The following is a 15,479-nucleotide window of genomic DNA, read 5'->3' as shown; positions in this document are numbered from 1 at the left end:
GTGGCCCGTTACACCGGAGCCGACTGCCGCATGTGCCGGCGCGAGAAGATGAAGCTGTTCCTCAAGGGCAGCAAGTGCGAGTCCCCGAAGTGCCCGATCGAGATCCGGCCGTACCCGCCGGGCGAGCACGGCCGGGGCCGCAGCAAGGACAGCGAGTACCTGCTGCAGCTGCGCGAGAAGCAGAAGGCCCGCCGCATCTACGGCGTGCTGGAGAAGCAGTTCCGCGGCTACTACGAAGAGGCGAACAAGAAGTCGGGCAAGACCGGTGAGGTCCTGCTGCAGATCCTCGAGTCGCGCCTGGACAACGTGGTCTACCGGGCCGGCTTCGCCGAGTCCCGCGACATGGCCCGCCAGCTGGTGCGCCACGGTCACATCCGGGTGAACGGCCGCAAGGTCGACATCCCGTCGTACCGGGTGAGCTCCAACGACATCATCGAGGTCGCCGAGAAGTCGCGGCGGATGCTGCCCTTCGAGGTCGCCCAGGCCCGCGCCGGCGAGCGCCCCGTGCCGCCGTGGCTGGAGGTCATCAGCAGCCAGCTGCGCGTGCTCGTGCACAGCGTGCCGGCCCGCCAGGTGATCGACACCCCGGTCCAGGAGCAGCTGATCGTCGAGCTCTACTCCAAGTAAGAGCTCGTCCCGCCCGGTGCGGAGGTCCGCCTCCGCACCGGGCGTCGGCTCCGGTGGGCGGACCGATGTCCGCCGGGGCCCGCACCACCCCCCTCACGGCGTCATATGGCGGGCGCCGGAGGACCCGAAGGAGAACACCCATGCTCATCGCCCAGCGCCCGACGCTGACCGAGGAGACCATCTCCGAGCAGCGCTCGCGGTTCGTCATCGAGCCGCTCGAGCCCGGCTTCGGCTACACCCTCGGCAACTCCCTGCGTCGCACCCTCCTGTCCTCGATCCCCGGCGCTGCTGTCACCAGCATCCGCATCGAGGGCACCCTGCACGAGTTCACCACCGTGCCCGGGGTCAAGGAGGACGTCACCGAGATCATCCTCAACCTCAAGGGCCTGGTCGTCAGCTCCGACTCCGACGAGCCGGTGACCATGTACCTGCGCAAGCAGGGCCCCGGTGAGGTCACCGCGGGCGACATCGCGCCCCCGGCCGGCGTCGAGGTGCACAACCCCGACCTGCACATCGCCACCCTGAACGGCAAGGGCCGGCTCGAGATCGAGCTGGTCGTCGAGCGGGGCCGTGGCTACGTGCCCGCGCCGCAGAACAAGCAGCCCGGCCAGGAGATCGGCCGGATCCCGGTCGACTCCATCTACTCGCCGGTGCTCAAGGTGACCTACGCGGTCGAGGCGACCCGCGTCGAGCAGCGCACCGACTTCGACCGCCTGGTCGTGGACGTCGAGACCAAGCCGTCGATCGCCCCGCGCGACGCGATCGCCAGCGCCGGCTCCACCCTGGTCGAGCTGTTCGGCCTGCTCCGCGAGCTGAACATCGACGCCGAGGGCATCGAGGTCGGGCCCAGCCCGGCCGAGGCCGCCGACATCGCGAACTTCTCGATGCCGATCGAGGACATGGACCTCACCGTCCGGTCCTACAACTGCCTCAAGCGCGAGGGCGTGCACACCGTCGGTGAGCTCGTCACCCGTTCCGAGGCCGACCTGCTCGACATCCGCAACTTCGGGGCCAAGTCGATCGACGAGGTCAAGATGAAGCTGGCGGCCATGGGTCTCGCGCTCAAGGACAGCCCCCCCGGGTTCATCCCCACCTCGGTCGAGAGCTACGACGAGGGCTACGAGACCGACGCCTACCAGCAGCACGGTGAGTACTCGGACGTCGAGTACAGCGACGGGTCCTACCAGGAGACCGAGCAGCTCTGAGCTGCGCAGCTGTCCGGGCCGGGCGGCGGGGCGACCCGCCGTCCGGCACCGCTGTCCGGGCAGCCACACTGAAGCGACGACAGCACCACGGATGACGCAGCCCGGCACCGACCGCCCGGCCGCCTGAGGAAGGACCGACATGCCCACCCCCACCAAGGGCCCCCGTCTCGGCGGGTCCCCCTCGCACGAGCGGCTGATGCTGGCCAACCTGGCCACGTCGCTGTTCGAGCACGGGCGGATCACCACCACCGAGACCAAGGCCAAGCGGCTGCGCCCGCTGGCCGAGAAGCTGGTCACCTTCGCCAAGCGCGGTGACCTGCACGCCCGTCGTCAGGTCATGACGACCATCCGGGACAAGGACGTCGTCCACACCCTGTTCGCGGAGATCGGGCCTCGTTACCAGAACCGCCCCGGTGGCTACACCCGCATCACCAAGGTCGGGCCGCGCAAGGGCGACAACGCCCCCATGGCCGTCATCGAGCTCGTCGAGGCCCTGACCGTCGGCCAGGAGGCCGTCGGTGAGGCCGAGCGCGCCCGGGGCACCCGCTTCGCCGCCGGGGCCGGCGCTGCCGCTGCCTCCGGCGAGGTCACCGCCGACGCCCTCGAGTCGGCCGACAGCGCGGACTCCGTCGACAGCGCCGACTCGCCGGACGAGGCGCCCGCGGCGGCTGCCGCGGCCGACGACGCCTCCGACGAGGCCGTGGCCGTGGACGCCGAGTCCCCGGGTGACGCCGAGACCACGGGTGACGCGCGGTGAGTGACCGCGAGAACCCGGGCGAGGGCGGCAACGCCGGCGCCGTCGGGGTTCCCGCCGGCGGCGGTGACCAGGGCGCGACCTCCGTGGGCGAGACCACCGGCCCCGGCGGGGACACCTCCCCGGCCGTGACCGGAGGGGACGTCGACCCCGAGGCGCAGGAGATCGTCACCGACGTCTTCACCCCGGACGGCGAGCGCCAGGACGACGGCGCGGTGGACCCCCAGCCGGAGCGGCAGAACGCGGCGATCGTCGTCGACCCCGCCCTGTCGCCGGAGGTGGCCGCCGCGGCCGCCGCCGAGGTCGAGGCCGCGGAGCTGAGCGACGCGGCGACGTCCGGCACGCTGTACCAGGGTGGCGACGCCGCTCGCGACCCCGAGTGAGCGGTCGCTGACCCGCACGCACGACACCGACGAGCCCGCCACCGATCCCGGTGGCGGGCTCGTCCGTCTCCGCTTCCGGATCGCGTACGACGGCACCGGCCTGCACGGGTGGGCCCGGCAGCCGGCCCAGCGGACCGTGCAGGGCGAGCTCGAGGCGGCGCTGCAGACGGTGCTGCGCCACCCCGTGGAGTTGACCGTGGCGGGGCGCACCGACGCCGGGGTGCACGCCACCGGACAGGTCGCGCACGCCGACGTCCCCCGTGTGGCCTGGGAGGAGCAGCGGGGACGCCTGGTCCGCAGACTGCGCGGCGTCCTCCCGCCGGACGTCGCCGTGACCTCGGTGGAGGAGGCGTCGGGCGACTTCGACGCGCGCTTCGGGGCGCTGCGACGCCACTACGTCTACCGGCTGACCGACGCCGACTCCGGACCGCCACCGCTGCGCCGGGCAGACACCGTCGGCTGGCCGCGGCGGCTGGACGTCCCCGCCATGCACCTCGCTGCCGGGCTGCTGCTGGGCGAGCACGACTTCGCCGCCTACTGCCGGCGGCGCGAGGGCGCGACCACCATCCGCACCCTCGTGGCGCTGTCGGCGGAGCGCGACGGCGACCTGGTGCTGGTACGGGCCTCGGCCGACGCCTTCTGCCACTCGATGGTGCGCAGTCTCGTCGGCGCGCTGCTGGCCGTCGGGGAGGGCCGCCGTCCGCCCGAGTGGCCGGCCGGGCTGCTGCCCCGGGCCGAGCGCGCCAGTGAGGTGCTCGTGGCCCCGGCCGGCGGGCTCACCCTCGTTGCCGTCGACTACCCGCCGGACGCGGAGCTCGCGGCCCGCGCACAGGTCACCCGCGCGCGCCGGGGCTGAGGTGGCCCCTGCAGGCAGGCCCCCTCGCGAGCCTGCGCGGGGCGCCAGGAGGCCGGTCAGGGGAGCGCGGCGACCGCGTCGTCGACGGGCGTGTCGCCGCTGACCAGCTCGACGACCACGTCCTCGGTGCGGGCGTCCAGCAGGGCCAGCAGCACGGCGGCCACGTCGTCCCGGGGGACCGCTCCGGGGTCGACCCCGTGGGCCAGCGTGACGCGGCCGGTGCCGGGGTCGTCGGTCAGGCGTCCCGGCCGCAGCACCACGGTCCCGAGAGCCGTGCGGGGGAGGACGGCGTCCTCCGCGGCCAGCTTCGCCTGCAGGTAGGCGGCGAAGACCGGGTCCGCGCCGGGGGGCGTGCCCGTGCGGGCCTGCTCCACACCCATCGACGACACCAGCAGGTAGCGGCGGACCCCGGCCCGCTCGGCGGCGTCCGCCAGGAGCACTGCGGCGCCCCTGTCGACGGTGTGCTTGCGGGCCGCGCCGCTGCCCGGTCCGGCGCCGGCCGCGAAGACGACCGCATCCGCCTCCGCCAGCACGTCGGCCACGTCGTCGACGCCGGCCTGCTCGAGGTCCAGCACGACCGGCTCGACACCGTCCTGGCGCAGGTCGTCCCGGTGGTCGGCGTTGCGGACGATCCCGACCACGGTGTCGCCGCGGGCGGAGAGCAGGCGGCCGAGGCGGCGGGCCACCTGACCGTGGGCCCCCGCGATGACGATGCGCATGCCGGGTGCCTACCCCGGGGGTCGTCGCCGCACCCGGGCCCGCTGGGCGGCGGCCGCCCGGGCCCGGGTCAGGTCGGCAGGGGTGTCGCAGTCGGTCCACGGCGGCGGCTGGCCCGGCTGCACCCGGGGGTGCAGCCGGCGCACCGCCAGCGGGGCGAGCACCTTGCGCACGGAGGTGGGGCCGGAGACGTCGGCGACCGCCGCACGCAGGGCCTCGGTGCGCCAGACACCGAGCAGCAACTGGTCGCGGTCGGTGTCGTCGACCACCAGGACCCCGTCGCCGGTGAGCCGCTCCCGCATCGCCCGGATCAACCCGGGGGTCAGGAACGGCAGGTCCCCGGCGAGGAGTGCGACCACCTCGGTGGGCACGACGGCCAGCCCGGCGCGCATGGCCGCGACCGGGCCGCCGCGGGGCGGCTCCTCCCGGACGACGAGGACCCCCGGCGGCACCGGCTGCGGTGGCCCGACCACCACGCGGGGATCGGCGTCGGCGACCGCGGCGAGCACGGCGGCGAGCATCGAGCGGCCACCGACGTCCAGCTGTGGCTTGGGCTGCCCACCCATCCGCGCCGCGCGGCCACCGGCGAGGACGACGGCGGAGTACGGCGGTAGCGCGGGCACACCGCGAACCGTAGGGGCAGCACGTGGGTACCGTCGCCCTCCGTGGGACGAGTGACGAGCCGGACGCCGGTGCTGCGGATCCGCGGCTCGGCGCACACCACCCGCCCGGACACCGTGGCGGCCGAGGAGCCGCTGGAGATCCGGCTCTCGGGCACGCCCCTGGCGGTCACGATGCGGACGCCCGGGCACGACTTCGACCTGGTGCACGGCTTCCTGCTGACCGAGGGCGTCATCGGGAGCAGCGACGACGTCCTGGGCCTGCGCTACTGCGACTCGGTGGACGCCGACGGGCGCAACACCTACAACGTCGTCGACGTCGATCTCGCGCCCGGCGTGGAGCCGCCCGACACCGCCCTGGACCGGAACTTCTACACGTCGAGCTCGTGCGGGGTCTGCGGCAAGGCCAGCATCGACGCCATCCGCACGAGGACACGGCACGACGTCGCGGCCGACGCCACCCGGCTGGCCCTCGGGACGCTCCTCGTCCTGCCCGATCGGCTGCGGGCCGCCCAGCAGGTGTTCGACAAGACCGGGGGGCTGCACGCGGCCGGCCTGTTCACCGCGGCCGGGGAGCTGGTCGCCCTGCGCGAGGACGTCGGCCGGCACAACGCCGTCGACAAGGTCGTCGGGGACGCGGTGCGCGAGGGACGGCTGCCGCTGGCCGGGCACGTGCTCATGGTCAGCGGCCGGGCGAGCTTCGAGCTGACGCAGAAGGCGGCGATGGCCGGCATCCCGTTCCTGGCCGCGGTCTCGGCGCCGTCGTCCCTGGCCGTGGAGCTGGCCGCCGACGTCGGGATCACCCTGGTCGGCTTCCTCCGCGGCGACGGCTGCAACGTCTACACCCGGCCCGACCGGCTCGTCCTGCCGGAGTAGTCCGCCCTGCGCCCGGCCGGGATGCGGGGGACGGCACCTGGCCGCGGTGTCGTCCGGTGGGACGAAGGGTCACTCAGTGGTCGCCGCCGCGCAGCTGGCTGACGACGTGGGGCAGCAGTGGTCCCAGCACCGCGAGCCCGTCCCGCACGCCGCCGGTGGAGCCGGGGAGGTTGACGATGAGGGTCCGCCCGGCCGTGCCGGCCAGCCCGCGGGAGAGCACCGAGGTGGGCACCGACGGCTCCCCGTACCGGCGCACGGCCTCGGCGATGCCGGGGGCCTCCCGGTCCAGGACGGCGCGGGTCGCCTCCGGGGTGACGTCGGTGGGGGAGAGCCCCGTGCCACCGGTGGTGAGGACGACGTCCGCGCCGGAGGCCACCGCGTCGCGCAGCACCACCTCCAGCTCGGCGACGTCGTCGGGACGCACGTGCGGGCCGTCCACGACGAAACCGATCTCGCGCAGTCCCTCGGCCAGCGCCTGCCCGCTGCGGTCGGGGTAGACGCCGGCGGCCGCGCGGTTGGACGCGGTGACGACGACGGCCCGCGCGCCCTCCGGCAGCCCGGTCACCGGCGCCACTCCCCGCTCTTGCCCCCGGACTTGGCCAGCAGCCGGACATCGGTGATCTCCGCCCGTGGGTCGACGGCCTTGACCATGTCCACCACGGTGAGCCCGGCGACGGCGACGGAGGTGAGCGCCTCCATCTCCACGCCGGTGCGGTCGGCGGTGCGGGCGGTCGCGGTGATCTCCACGGCGTCGTCGGCGACGGTCACGTCGACGGTGACGCCGTGCAGGGCGATGGGGTGGCACAGCGGCACGAGGTCGGGGGTCCGCTTGGCCCCGGCGATGCCGGCGATGCGCGCGACGGCGACGGCGTCGCCCTTGGGTACGCCCTCGCCACGCAGCAGGGCGACCACCTCGGGGCTGACCAGGACCCGGCCGGCCGCCGTCGCCTCGCGGGCGGTGACCGGCTTGGCGGAGACGTCGACCATGCGGGCGGCGCCGGCGGCGTCGACGTGGGTCAGCCGGGCCGCCCCGGGCAGCGGGGTGGCCTCCGCCGCGCTCCGGGTCGGGTTGCCGGTCGTGGGGTCGATGCTGGCGGGGTCGCCGGTCACTGGAGCGCTCCTTCGATCAGCACGACGTCCACCTGGGCGCCGGCGGGCAGTTCGGTGACGTCCTCGGGGACGACGACCAGGCAGTTGGCGCGGGCCAGGTGCGCGACCAGGTGCGAGCCGGGGCCGCCGACCTGCGAGACCCGACCGGCGTCGTACCGGCCGCGCAGGAACTGGCGGCGACCGGCCGGCGAGCGCAGCGGCGCGGTGAGGGTGGCCGGTGCGCGCAGCCGGCCGGGGGCCGCGTGGGCGAGGGCGCGCCGCAGCGCCGGTCGCACGAACACCTCGAACGAGACGAACGAGCTGACCGGGTTGCCGGGCAGCGTGACCACCGGGACGCCGTCCACCGTGCCGGCGCCCTGCGGGCCACCGGGCTGCATGGCCACCTTCACGAACTCCACGGTGCCCAGTGCCCGGAAGGCGTCCTTGACCACCTCGTAGGCGCCCGCGCTCACCCCGCCGCTGGTGACCAGCAGGTCGGCGCCGGCCAGCTCGGCGCGCACGGTGGCCAGGAACTGGTCGACGTCGTCGGGCACGAAGTGCAGCCGCCGCGCCGTCCCGCCGGCGTCCTCCACCGCGGCGACCAGCAGCGCCGAGTTCGACTCGTAGATCTGGCCGGGCAGCAGCGGCGCGCCGGGCTCGACCAGCTCGCTCCCGGTGGACAGCACCAGCACCCGGGGCCGCCGGCGCACCGGCAGGGTGCGCGCGCCGACGGCGGCGGCCAGGCCCAGCTGAGCGGCGCCGAGCGGCGTTCCGGCGGTCAGCGCGACGGCGCCGGCGGCGATGTCCTCACCGGCGGCCCGGAGATGGGTGCCGGCCGCCGGGGCCTCCCGGATCTCCACCACCTCGGTGCCACCGTCGGTCAGCTCGACCGGGACGACGACGTCCGCGCCCTCGGGCAGGGGTGCCCCCGTCATGATCCGCTGCACGGTGCCCGCGGCGAGGGGCCGGACGTCGGTGCGGCCGGCCGGGATGTCGTCGGCCACCGGCAGCTGCACCGGAGGAGCGGAGACCTCCGACCAGCGCGCGGCGTAGCCGTCCATCGCGGAGTTGTCGAAGCCGGGCAGTGCCACGCGGGCGGTCAGGTCACGGGCGAGCACACGGTTGTGCGCGGCGGCGAGCTGGACCTCCTCCTCGGGCATGGGGGGCAGCAGCGCCGCGACGACCGCCTGGTGTTCCTCGACCGTGCGCACGGGGCACATCCTGTCCGATCGACGCCGGACGCACCCGAGGGGAGTCCCGTGGCCGACGACGTCGCCCACCCCGTGACCCCGACCGGTGCCGGCGACGCCGGGTGCAGGTGCCCCGCCCCTCCGCGACCCGGTTAGTGTCTGTGCCCCGGGACGGGGACGACGGAGGTGGGCGATGTCCGAGATCGACCGGATGCTGGCGGCCAACGCCGAGTGGGCGGCGCAGTTCCCCGGCTCGAAGGACGTCCGTCCGGCCCGTCGCGTCGCCGTGGTGGCCTGCATGGACTCCCGGATGCCGCTGTTCCAGATGCTCGGTCTGGCGGTCGGCGACGCGCACGTCATCCGCAACGCCGGCGGGGTCATCACCGAGGACGTCATCCGCTCGCTCACCGTCTCCCAGCACGTGCTGGGCACCCGCGAGATCCTGCTCGTGCACCACACGGAGTGCGGGCTGCAGGCCACTGACGACAACGCCTTCGCCGACCTGGTGGAGCAGTCCACCGGACGTCGTCCACCCTGGGCGGTGCGTGCCTTCCGCGACGCCGACGAGGACGTGCGGGAGTCGATGCGGCTGATCCACGAGAGCCCCTACCTGCTCTCCCGCGAGGTCCGGGGCACCGTCTACGACGTCGCCACCGGCAAGCTGCACGAGGTGGGCTGAGCGGCCGACCCGCTGCGGCGGGAGGGCGGTCCTCGCCCGGCTGGTATCGTGATCGGCTGGCGCGCGGAGCCGGCTGGTGCCCGCGCGTGCTGCACCGTCTCCCGTGTTCGGTGAGGCGATCCCACCAGCCGATCCGACGACGACGGAGGACACGAGCGCCGTGCGCACGTACACCCCCAAGCCCGGCGAGGTCAGCCGGGCCTGGCACGTCATCGACGCCACTGACGTGGTGCTCGGTCGACTCGCCAGCCAGACCGCGATCCTGCTGCGCGGCAAGCACAAGCCCCAGTACGCCCCGCACGTGGACGTCGGCGACTTCGTCGTCATCGTCAACGCCGGCAAGGTGGCGCTGACCGGTTCCAAGCGTGACCAGAAGGTCGCCTACCGCCACTCCGGCTACCCGGGCGGCCTGAAGGCGACCCCGGTCGGCGACCAGCTGCGGACGCACCCCGACCGCGTCGTCGAGCGCGCGATCAAGGGCATGCTGCCGCACAACAGCCTGGGCCGTCAGATGCTCAAGAAGCTGAAGGTGTACGCCGGGCCGGAGCACCCGCACGCCGCCCAGCAGCCCCAGACCTACGAGATCAAGCAGGTGGCCCAGTGACCAGCGCACTGACCGTGACCGACGCCGAGGGGCGTCCGGTGCAGACCGTCGGCCGGCGCAAGGAGGCCGTGGTCCGCGTGCGGCTGCTGCCGGGCACCGGCCAGTTCCGCCTCAACGGCCGCACCATCGAGGAGTACTTCCCGAACAAGGTGCACCAGCAGCTCATCCGTGAGCCGTTCGTGATCCTCGAGAAGGCCGAGCAGTACGACGTCGTCGGCATCCTCAGGGGTGGCGGCGTCAGCGGGCAGGCCGGCGCGCTGCGCCTGGCGATCGCCCGTGCGCTGGTCGAGGTCGAGGCCGACGACCGCCCGGCCCTGAAGAAGGCCGGCTTCCTCACTCGGGACGCCCGCGTCACCGAGCGCAAGAAGTACGGGCTCAAGAAGGCCCGCAAGGCGCCCCAGTACTCGAAGCGCTGACCGGTACGTCCGTGGGTCGCCTGTTCGGGACCGACGGCGTCCGGGGTCGGGCCAACGCCGACCTCACGCCGGAGTTGGCCCTCGCGGTGGCACGTGCCGCCGCTGGCGTGCTCGCCGACCGCGACGGGACCTCGCGTCCCGTCGCGGTCGTCGGCCGCGACCCCCGCGCCAGCGGGGAGATGTTGGAGGCCGCCGTCGTGGCGGGCCTCGCGAGCGCCGGCGCGGAGGTGCTGCGGGCCGGGGTGCTGCCCACCCCCGCGATCGCGCACCTGACCGCCTCCACCGGCGCGGACCTCGGCGTGATGATCTCCGCCAGTCACAACCCGATGCCGGACAACGGCATCAAGCTGTTCAGCCGCGGCGGCCACAAGCTGCCCGACGCCCTCGAGGCGGCGATCGAGCAGGCCGTCACCGCCGGCGACCCGACCGGCCACCGCCCCACCGGGGCCGAGATCGGCCGCGTCCGTGACCTCGCCGGCGCCGGTGCCACCTACGTCGAGCACCTGCTCGCGACCGTGCCGCAGCCGCTGACCGGCCTCACGCTCGTCGTGGACTGCGCGCACGGCGCGGCGGCGACCGTCGCGCCCGAGGTCTACCGCCGCGCCGGCGCCACCGTCCACGTCATCGGTGGCGAGCCCGACGGCTGGAACATCAACGACGGCATCGGCTCCACCCACCTCGGCCCGCTGACCGAGGCGGTCCGCGCCCACGGCGCCGACCTCGGCATCGCCCACGACGGCGACGCCGACCGCTGCCTCGCGGTGACCGCCCAGGGTGAGGTGGTCGACGGCGACGCGATCCTCGCCGTGTGCGCGCTGGCTCTCAAGGAGCGCGGCGAGCTGGCCGGGGACACCGTCGTGGCGACCGTCATGAGCAACCTGGGCTTCCACCACACGATGCGCGCCGCCGGGATCGCGGTGCACACCACCGCCGTCGGCGACCGCTACGTCCTCGAGGCGCTGCGCGACCGCCGGCTGAGCCTCGGCGGGGAGCAGAGCGGGCACCTGGTCTTCCTCGACCACGCCACCACCGGCGACGGCCTGCTCACCGGCCTGGCCCTGCTGTCGCGCATGGCCGCCACCGGCTCGTCGCTGGCCGAGCTGGCATCGGTCGTGCAGCGGCTGCCGCAGACCCTGGTCAACGTCCCGGTGCGGGACCGGCTGGCGGTCGTGGAGAGCGACGCGGTCGCCGACGCGGTCAACGCCTGCGAGGCCGAGCTCGGTGACCACGGCCGGGTGCTGTTGCGCCCCTCGGGCACCGAGCAGCTGGTCCGCGTCATGGTGGAGGCACCCACCCAGGAGCAGGCCGACGCGATCGCCGAGCGGCTGGCCGAGGTCGTCTCCTCCGTCGACTGAGGGAGGGCACCTCCTCCCCGGCGCCCGCGAGCTCAGGTCGGTGCCCTGGAGGCGGCCGGCGCGGACACCGGCCCGTGTCGCCGTGGAATGAGGCGAGCGTCTCTCACCGGTACGGGTGCAGGGCGCCGGAAGTGGACGGATCGGTCCGGTTCCGCCGGTACTCTCGGGACAATGTGCGGCATCGTGGGATACGTCGGCCCCCAGAACGCCCTGGACGTCGTCCTGGAGGGTCTGCGCCGTCTCGAGTACCGGGGTTACGACTCGGCGGGGGTCGCCGTCCTCGCTGACGGGGCCATGGCGACGGCGAAGAAGGCCGGGAAGCTGGCCAACCTGGAGAAGGTGCTCGTCGACGAGGCGCTGCCCGCCGCGACCATCGGCATCGGGCACACCCGGTGGGCCACGCACGGCGGACCGACCGACCGCAACGCCCACCCCCACGTGTCGGCCGACGGCAAGGTGGCGGTGATCCACAACGGGATCATCGAGAACTTCGCCGCGCTGCGCGCCGAGTGCGAGGCCGCCGGCGTCGAGTTCGCCTCCGACACCGACACCGAGGTCGCCGCGCACCTGCTCGCGGCGCAGTACCAGGAGACCCCGGAGGGCCCGGGCCGGCTGGCCGAGGCGATGCGTGTGGTGAGCCGCCGGCTGGAGGGCGCCTTCACCCTGGTGGCCTCGCACGCCGACGAGCCCGACACCCTCGTCGCCTCCCGCCGGAACAGCCCGCTCGTGGTGGGCGTCGGCGACGGCGAGTACTTCCTCGGTTCCGACGTCGCCGCGTTCATCTCCCACACCCGGGAGGCCCGCGAGCTCGGGCAGGACCAGGTCGTGGAGATCGACCGCACGAGGGGCCTCACCGTCACCGACTTCGCCGGCACCGTCGTCGAGCCGACCGCCTACACCGTCGACTGGGACGCCGAGGCCGCGGAGAAGGGCGGCCACGACTGGTTCATGCTCAAGGAGATCGCCGAGCAGCCGCAGGCGGTCGCCGACACCCTGCTGGGCCGGCTCGGCGACAACGGTGGGCTGGTGCTCGACGAGGTCCGCCTCTCCGACCAGGAGCTGCGCGAGATCGACAAGGTCTTCGTCGTCTCGTGCGGCACCTCGTACCACGCGGGGCTGATCGCCAAGTACGCCATCGAGCACTGGACCCGCATCCCGGTGGAGGTCGAGGTCGCCAGCGAGTTCCGCTACCGCGACCCGGTCCTGGACCGCTCCACGCTCGTCGTCGTCATCAGCCAGTCCGGCGAGACGATGGACACGCTGATGGCACTGCGGCACGCCCGGGACCAGAAGGCCCGCACGCTGGCCATCTGCAACGTCAACGGCTCGACGATCCCGCGGGAGTCCGACGCCGTCCTCTACACGCACGCGGGACCGGAGATCGCGGTCGCCTCGACGAAGAGCTTCCTGGCGCAGATCGTCGCCTGCTACCTCGTCGGCCTCTTCCTCGCCCAGGTGCGCGGGGTGAAGTTCGCCGACGAGGTTGCCTCGATCGTCGCCGACCTGCGGCGGATGCCCGAGGCGGTCACCGAGGTGCTCGGCCGGATGGAGCCGGTCCGGGAGCTCGGCCGTTCGCTGGCCGACGCCGACACGATCCTCTTCCTCGGCCGGCACGTGGCCTTCCCGGTGGCGTTGGAGGGTGCGCTCAAGCTCAAGGAGCTGGCCTACATCCACGCCGAGGGGTTCGCGGCGGGTGAGCTCAAGCACGGCCCGATCGCACTGATCGACGAGGGCACCCCGGTGGTCGTCGTCGTCCCGTCGCCGCGGGCCCGGGAGTCGGTCCACGGCAAGGTGGTCTCCAACATCCAGGAGGTCCGCGCCCGCGGTGCCCGCACGATCGTGATCGCGGAGGAGGGCGACGAGGACGTCGTCCCCTACGCCGACCACATCATCCGCGTGCCCCGGACGCCGACGCTGATGGCACCGATCGTGACCACGGTGCCGCTGCAGGTGCTGGCCTGCGAGATCGCCGACACCCGCGGCTACGACGTCGACCAGCCGCGCAACCTGGCCAAGAGCGTCACCGTCGAGTAGAGGGACCCGGCTGTTCCCCGCGACACGCTGCGCGCGCCGCGGGTCCCTGCAGCCGCGCGGTTCCACCGCGTCACCGGGCAGACTGACCCGGTGATCATCGGGGTCGGGATCGACGTCGTGCCCGTGGACCGCTTCGCGGAGTCGCTGACCCGCACACCGGGCCTGCGCAACCGGCTGTTCACCGCGGCCGAGCAGAGCACCCCGTCGGGCGCGCCACGGACCGGTGAGTCGCTGGCCGCCCGGTTCGCCGCCAAGGAGGCCCTGGCCAAGGCCCTCGGCGCTCCCGGGGACCTGCGCTGGCACGACGCCGAGGTCACCGTCGGCGAGCACGGCCGGCCGCACCTGGCCGTCCGCGGCACCGTGGCGGGCCGGGCCGCGCAGCTGGGCGTGAGCTCGTGGCACCTGTCGCTGAGCCACGACGGCGGCATCGCGTCGGCCGTCGTCGTCGCCGAGGGCTTCCCCCGCTCGGAGGACGGCGCGTCGTGACCGGGCCGGCGAGCAGGGTGCCGGGCCCGGGCGCGAGGCCGACGGGCGCCGGGAAGGTGGTCCCGTGATCGGGCTGTACACCGCCGACGAGGTGCGTGCGGCCGAGGCGCCGCTGCTGGCCGCCACCCGCGAGGGCGTGCTGATGCAGCGGGCCGCGACCGGCCTGGCCACCGTCTGCCTGCGGCTGCTCGGCCGGGCGCACGGTGCCCGGGTGACCGCGCTGGTGGGCGCCGGCAACAACGGTGGGGACGCGCTGTTCGCCGGGGCCGCCCTGGCCCGACGCGGCGCGCGGGTGACCGCCGTCCTCCTCGACGCCGAACGCGCGCACCCGGCCGGCCTGGTGGCGCTGCGGGCCGCAGGTGGCCGGGTCACCGGGCCCGAGGGGAGCACCGGGCTGGAGCGGGCCGAGCTGGTGCTCGACGGGATCGTCGGCACCGGGGGGACCGGTGGGCTGCGCCCGGTGGCGGCCACCCTGGTCGAGCGGGCGGTCGCCGGGCCGGGCCTCGTGGTGGCCGTCGACGTCCCCAGCGGGGTGGACGCGAGCACCGGGGCCGTCCCGGGAGCCGCCGTCCCGGCTCAGCACACCGTCACCTTCGGCGCGGTCAAGGCCGGGCTGGTGGTGGGGGAGGGCCGCCGCCACGCCGGCGTCGTGCACCTGGTCGACATCGGTCTGGCCGGCTCGCTGCCCGTGCCGACGGCGCGGCAGCTGACCGACGCCGACGCCGCCGCCCGCATCCGGCCGCCGGCGGCGGAGGACGACAAGTACTCCCAGGGCGTGGTGGGCATCGTCGCCGGCTCCTCGACCTACCCCGGCGCCGGTGTCCTGTGCACCGGGGCGGCCCTGCGCACCCGGCCGGGGCTGGTCCGGTACGCCGGGACGGCGGCCGACGGCGTGCGGGCCGCCTGGCCCGAGGCGATCGTGACCTCCGGTCGGCCCGCCGACGCCGGCCGGGTGCAGGCGTGGGTGGTCGGGCCGGGCATGGGCACCGACGACGACGCCCGCAGCGTCCTGGCCGAGGTGCTGGCGACCGAGCTGCCGGTGCTGGTGGACGCCGACGCCCTGACGATGGCGGCCGCCGACCCGCGGCTGGTGCGCGACCGGCGGGCGCCGACCGTGCTCACCCCGCACGACCGGGAGTTCGCCCGGTTCGGCGCCCCGGTCGGGCCGGACCGGATCGGCGCGGTCCGCCGGCTGGCCGCCGACCTGGGCGCCGTCGTGCTGCTCAAGGGCGAGGCCACCGTCGTCGCGGCGCCCGACGGCACCGCCTTCGTCAACGGCACCGGCACCCCGTGGCTGGCCACGGCCGGCACCGGCGACGTGCTCTCCGGCATCGGCGGGGCGCTGCTGGCGACCGGCCTGCCCGCGGTCGAGGCGGCGGCGGTCGCGGCGCACGTGCACGGGCGGGTGGGCCAGGTGGCCGCCGAGGAGGGCCCGCTGGTCGCCGGGGACCTGGTCCGCCGGCTGCCCGCGACGCTGGCCCGCCTGCACCGGTCGCCCGGGGCCGGCCTGGGAGACTCGGGACCGTGACCCAGCACGCGAGGTCACGCGGAGGCACAGCAGGGACCGGCACGTCTCCGACGAGCACCA

The 15,479-nt window shown here is 74.7% G+C and carries 18 protein-coding genes; 13 read left to right on the top strand and 5 right to left on the bottom strand.

Annotation, left to right across the window (positions count from 1 at the left end; all coding sequences use genetic code 11):
- The 5 genes from rpsD (at position 1) to truA (ending at position 3,825) form a co-directional block, all read left to right on the top strand.
- Positions 1-627: a 30S ribosomal protein S4 gene (rpsD, locus tag ACI78V_RS00605; protein ID WP_091156677.1), complete on the top strand. Its 627-nt coding sequence runs from the start codon at positions 1-3 to the stop codon at positions 625-627.
- A gap of 140 nt (positions 628-767) precedes the next feature.
- Positions 768-1,832: a DNA-directed RNA polymerase subunit alpha gene (locus tag ACI78V_RS00600; protein ID WP_456847903.1), complete on the top strand. Its 1,065-nt coding sequence runs from the start codon at positions 768-770 to the stop codon at positions 1,830-1,832.
- 139 nt (positions 1,833-1,971) lie between these two features.
- Positions 1,972-2,589 carry a 50S ribosomal protein L17 gene (gene rplQ, locus ACI78V_RS00595; RefSeq protein WP_456847901.1) on the top strand — a complete coding sequence of 206 codons (618 nt, stop codon included), beginning with the start codon at positions 1,972-1,974 and terminating at the stop codon, positions 2,587-2,589.
- Positions 2,586-2,969, top strand: a complete 384-nt coding sequence (locus ACI78V_RS00590; RefSeq protein WP_456847899.1) for a hypothetical protein — start codon at positions 2,586-2,588, stop codon at positions 2,967-2,969. Before rplQ ends, ACI78V_RS00590 begins: the two co-directional genes overlap by 4 nt.
- Positions 2,941-3,825, top strand: a complete 885-nt coding sequence (truA, locus tag ACI78V_RS00585; protein WP_456847897.1) for a tRNA pseudouridine(38-40) synthase TruA — start codon at positions 2,941-2,943, stop codon at positions 3,823-3,825. Before ACI78V_RS00590 ends, truA begins: the two co-directional genes overlap by 29 nt.
- Before the next feature lie 56 nt (positions 3,826-3,881).
- On the opposite strand, the gene ACI78V_RS00580 is transcribed toward truA, so the two are convergent.
- Both ACI78V_RS00580 and mobA read right to left on the bottom strand, forming a co-directional pair.
- Positions 3,882-4,544 (bottom strand): NAD(P)H-binding protein, encoded by a 663-nt coding sequence (locus ACI78V_RS00580; protein ID WP_456847895.1) that lies wholly within the window; start codon positions 4,542-4,544, stop codon positions 3,882-3,884.
- Positions 4,545-4,553: 9 nt separating this feature from the next.
- Complete coding sequence (mobA, locus tag ACI78V_RS00575) at positions 4,554-5,165, bottom strand: molybdenum cofactor guanylyltransferase (protein WP_456847893.1); 612 nt, start codon at positions 5,163-5,165, stop codon at positions 4,554-4,556.
- Positions 5,166-5,207: 42 nt separating this feature from the next.
- Between mobA and fdhD the strand changes: the two genes are divergently transcribed.
- Positions 5,208-6,038 (top strand): formate dehydrogenase accessory sulfurtransferase FdhD, encoded by an 831-nt coding sequence (gene fdhD / locus ACI78V_RS00570; RefSeq protein WP_456847891.1) that lies wholly within the window; start codon positions 5,208-5,210, stop codon positions 6,036-6,038.
- A gap of 73 nt (positions 6,039-6,111) precedes the next feature.
- On the opposite strand, the gene ACI78V_RS00565 is transcribed toward fdhD, so the two are convergent.
- From ACI78V_RS00565 to moeA, 3 genes are read right to left on the bottom strand one after another with little or no spacing between them, the layout of a single operon-like run.
- Positions 6,112-6,603, bottom strand: coding sequence for a MogA/MoaB family molybdenum cofactor biosynthesis protein (locus tag ACI78V_RS00565; protein WP_456847889.1), 492 nt, complete (start codon positions 6,601-6,603; stop codon positions 6,112-6,114).
- Positions 6,600-7,148 carry a cyclic pyranopterin monophosphate synthase MoaC gene (moaC, locus tag ACI78V_RS00560; protein WP_456847887.1) on the bottom strand — a complete coding sequence of 183 codons (549 nt, stop codon included), beginning with the start codon at positions 7,146-7,148 and terminating at the stop codon, positions 6,600-6,602. The genes ACI78V_RS00565 and moaC overlap by 4 nt, the downstream gene beginning before the upstream one ends.
- Positions 7,145-8,347, bottom strand: coding sequence for a molybdopterin molybdotransferase MoeA (moeA, locus tag ACI78V_RS00555; RefSeq protein ID WP_456847885.1), 1,203 nt, complete (start codon positions 8,345-8,347; stop codon positions 7,145-7,147). The genes moaC and moeA overlap by 4 nt, the downstream gene beginning before the upstream one ends.
- Before the next feature lie 163 nt (positions 8,348-8,510).
- On the opposite strand from moeA, the gene ACI78V_RS00550 reads away from it, so the two are divergent.
- The 7 genes from ACI78V_RS00550 (at position 8,511) to ACI78V_RS00520 (ending at position 15,419) form a co-directional block, all read left to right on the top strand.
- A complete protein-coding gene (locus tag ACI78V_RS00550; RefSeq protein WP_456847883.1) occupies positions 8,511-8,996 on the top strand; it encodes a beta-class carbonic anhydrase in 486 nt (161 codons plus the stop codon).
- 160 nt (positions 8,997-9,156) lie between these two features.
- Entirely contained in the window at positions 9,157-9,600 is a 444-nt protein-coding gene (gene rplM, locus ACI78V_RS00545) for a 50S ribosomal protein L13 (protein WP_456847881.1), read from the top strand.
- On the top strand, positions 9,597-10,016 hold the full coding sequence (gene rpsI / locus ACI78V_RS00540; RefSeq protein WP_456847880.1) for a 30S ribosomal protein S9: 420 nt from the start codon (positions 9,597-9,599) through the stop codon (positions 10,014-10,016). The genes rplM and rpsI overlap by 4 nt, the downstream gene beginning before the upstream one ends.
- An 11-nt stretch (positions 10,017-10,027) precedes the next feature.
- Positions 10,028-11,371: a phosphoglucosamine mutase gene (glmM, locus tag ACI78V_RS00535; RefSeq protein WP_456847878.1), complete on the top strand. Its 1,344-nt coding sequence runs from the start codon at positions 10,028-10,030 to the stop codon at positions 11,369-11,371.
- A 171-nt stretch (positions 11,372-11,542) separates the two neighbouring features.
- Positions 11,543-13,405: a glutamine--fructose-6-phosphate transaminase (isomerizing) gene (gene glmS, locus ACI78V_RS00530; RefSeq protein WP_456847876.1), complete on the top strand. Its 1,863-nt coding sequence runs from the start codon at positions 11,543-11,545 to the stop codon at positions 13,403-13,405.
- Positions 13,406-13,495: 90 nt separating this feature from the next.
- On the top strand, positions 13,496-13,891 hold the full coding sequence (locus ACI78V_RS00525) for a holo-ACP synthase (RefSeq protein ID WP_456847874.1): 396 nt from the start codon (positions 13,496-13,498) through the stop codon (positions 13,889-13,891).
- 64 nt (positions 13,892-13,955) lie between these two features.
- Complete coding sequence (locus ACI78V_RS00520) at positions 13,956-15,419, top strand: NAD(P)H-hydrate dehydratase (protein WP_456847872.1); 1,464 nt, start codon at positions 13,956-13,958, stop codon at positions 15,417-15,419.
- The last annotated feature ends 60 nt before the right edge of the window (positions 15,420-15,479 follow it).

Source organism: Geodermatophilus sp. SYSU D00742, from assembly GCF_054049935.1.
Note: the sequence above shows the minus strand (reverse complement) of the source record. Positions and strands in the feature narration are given on the sequence as shown.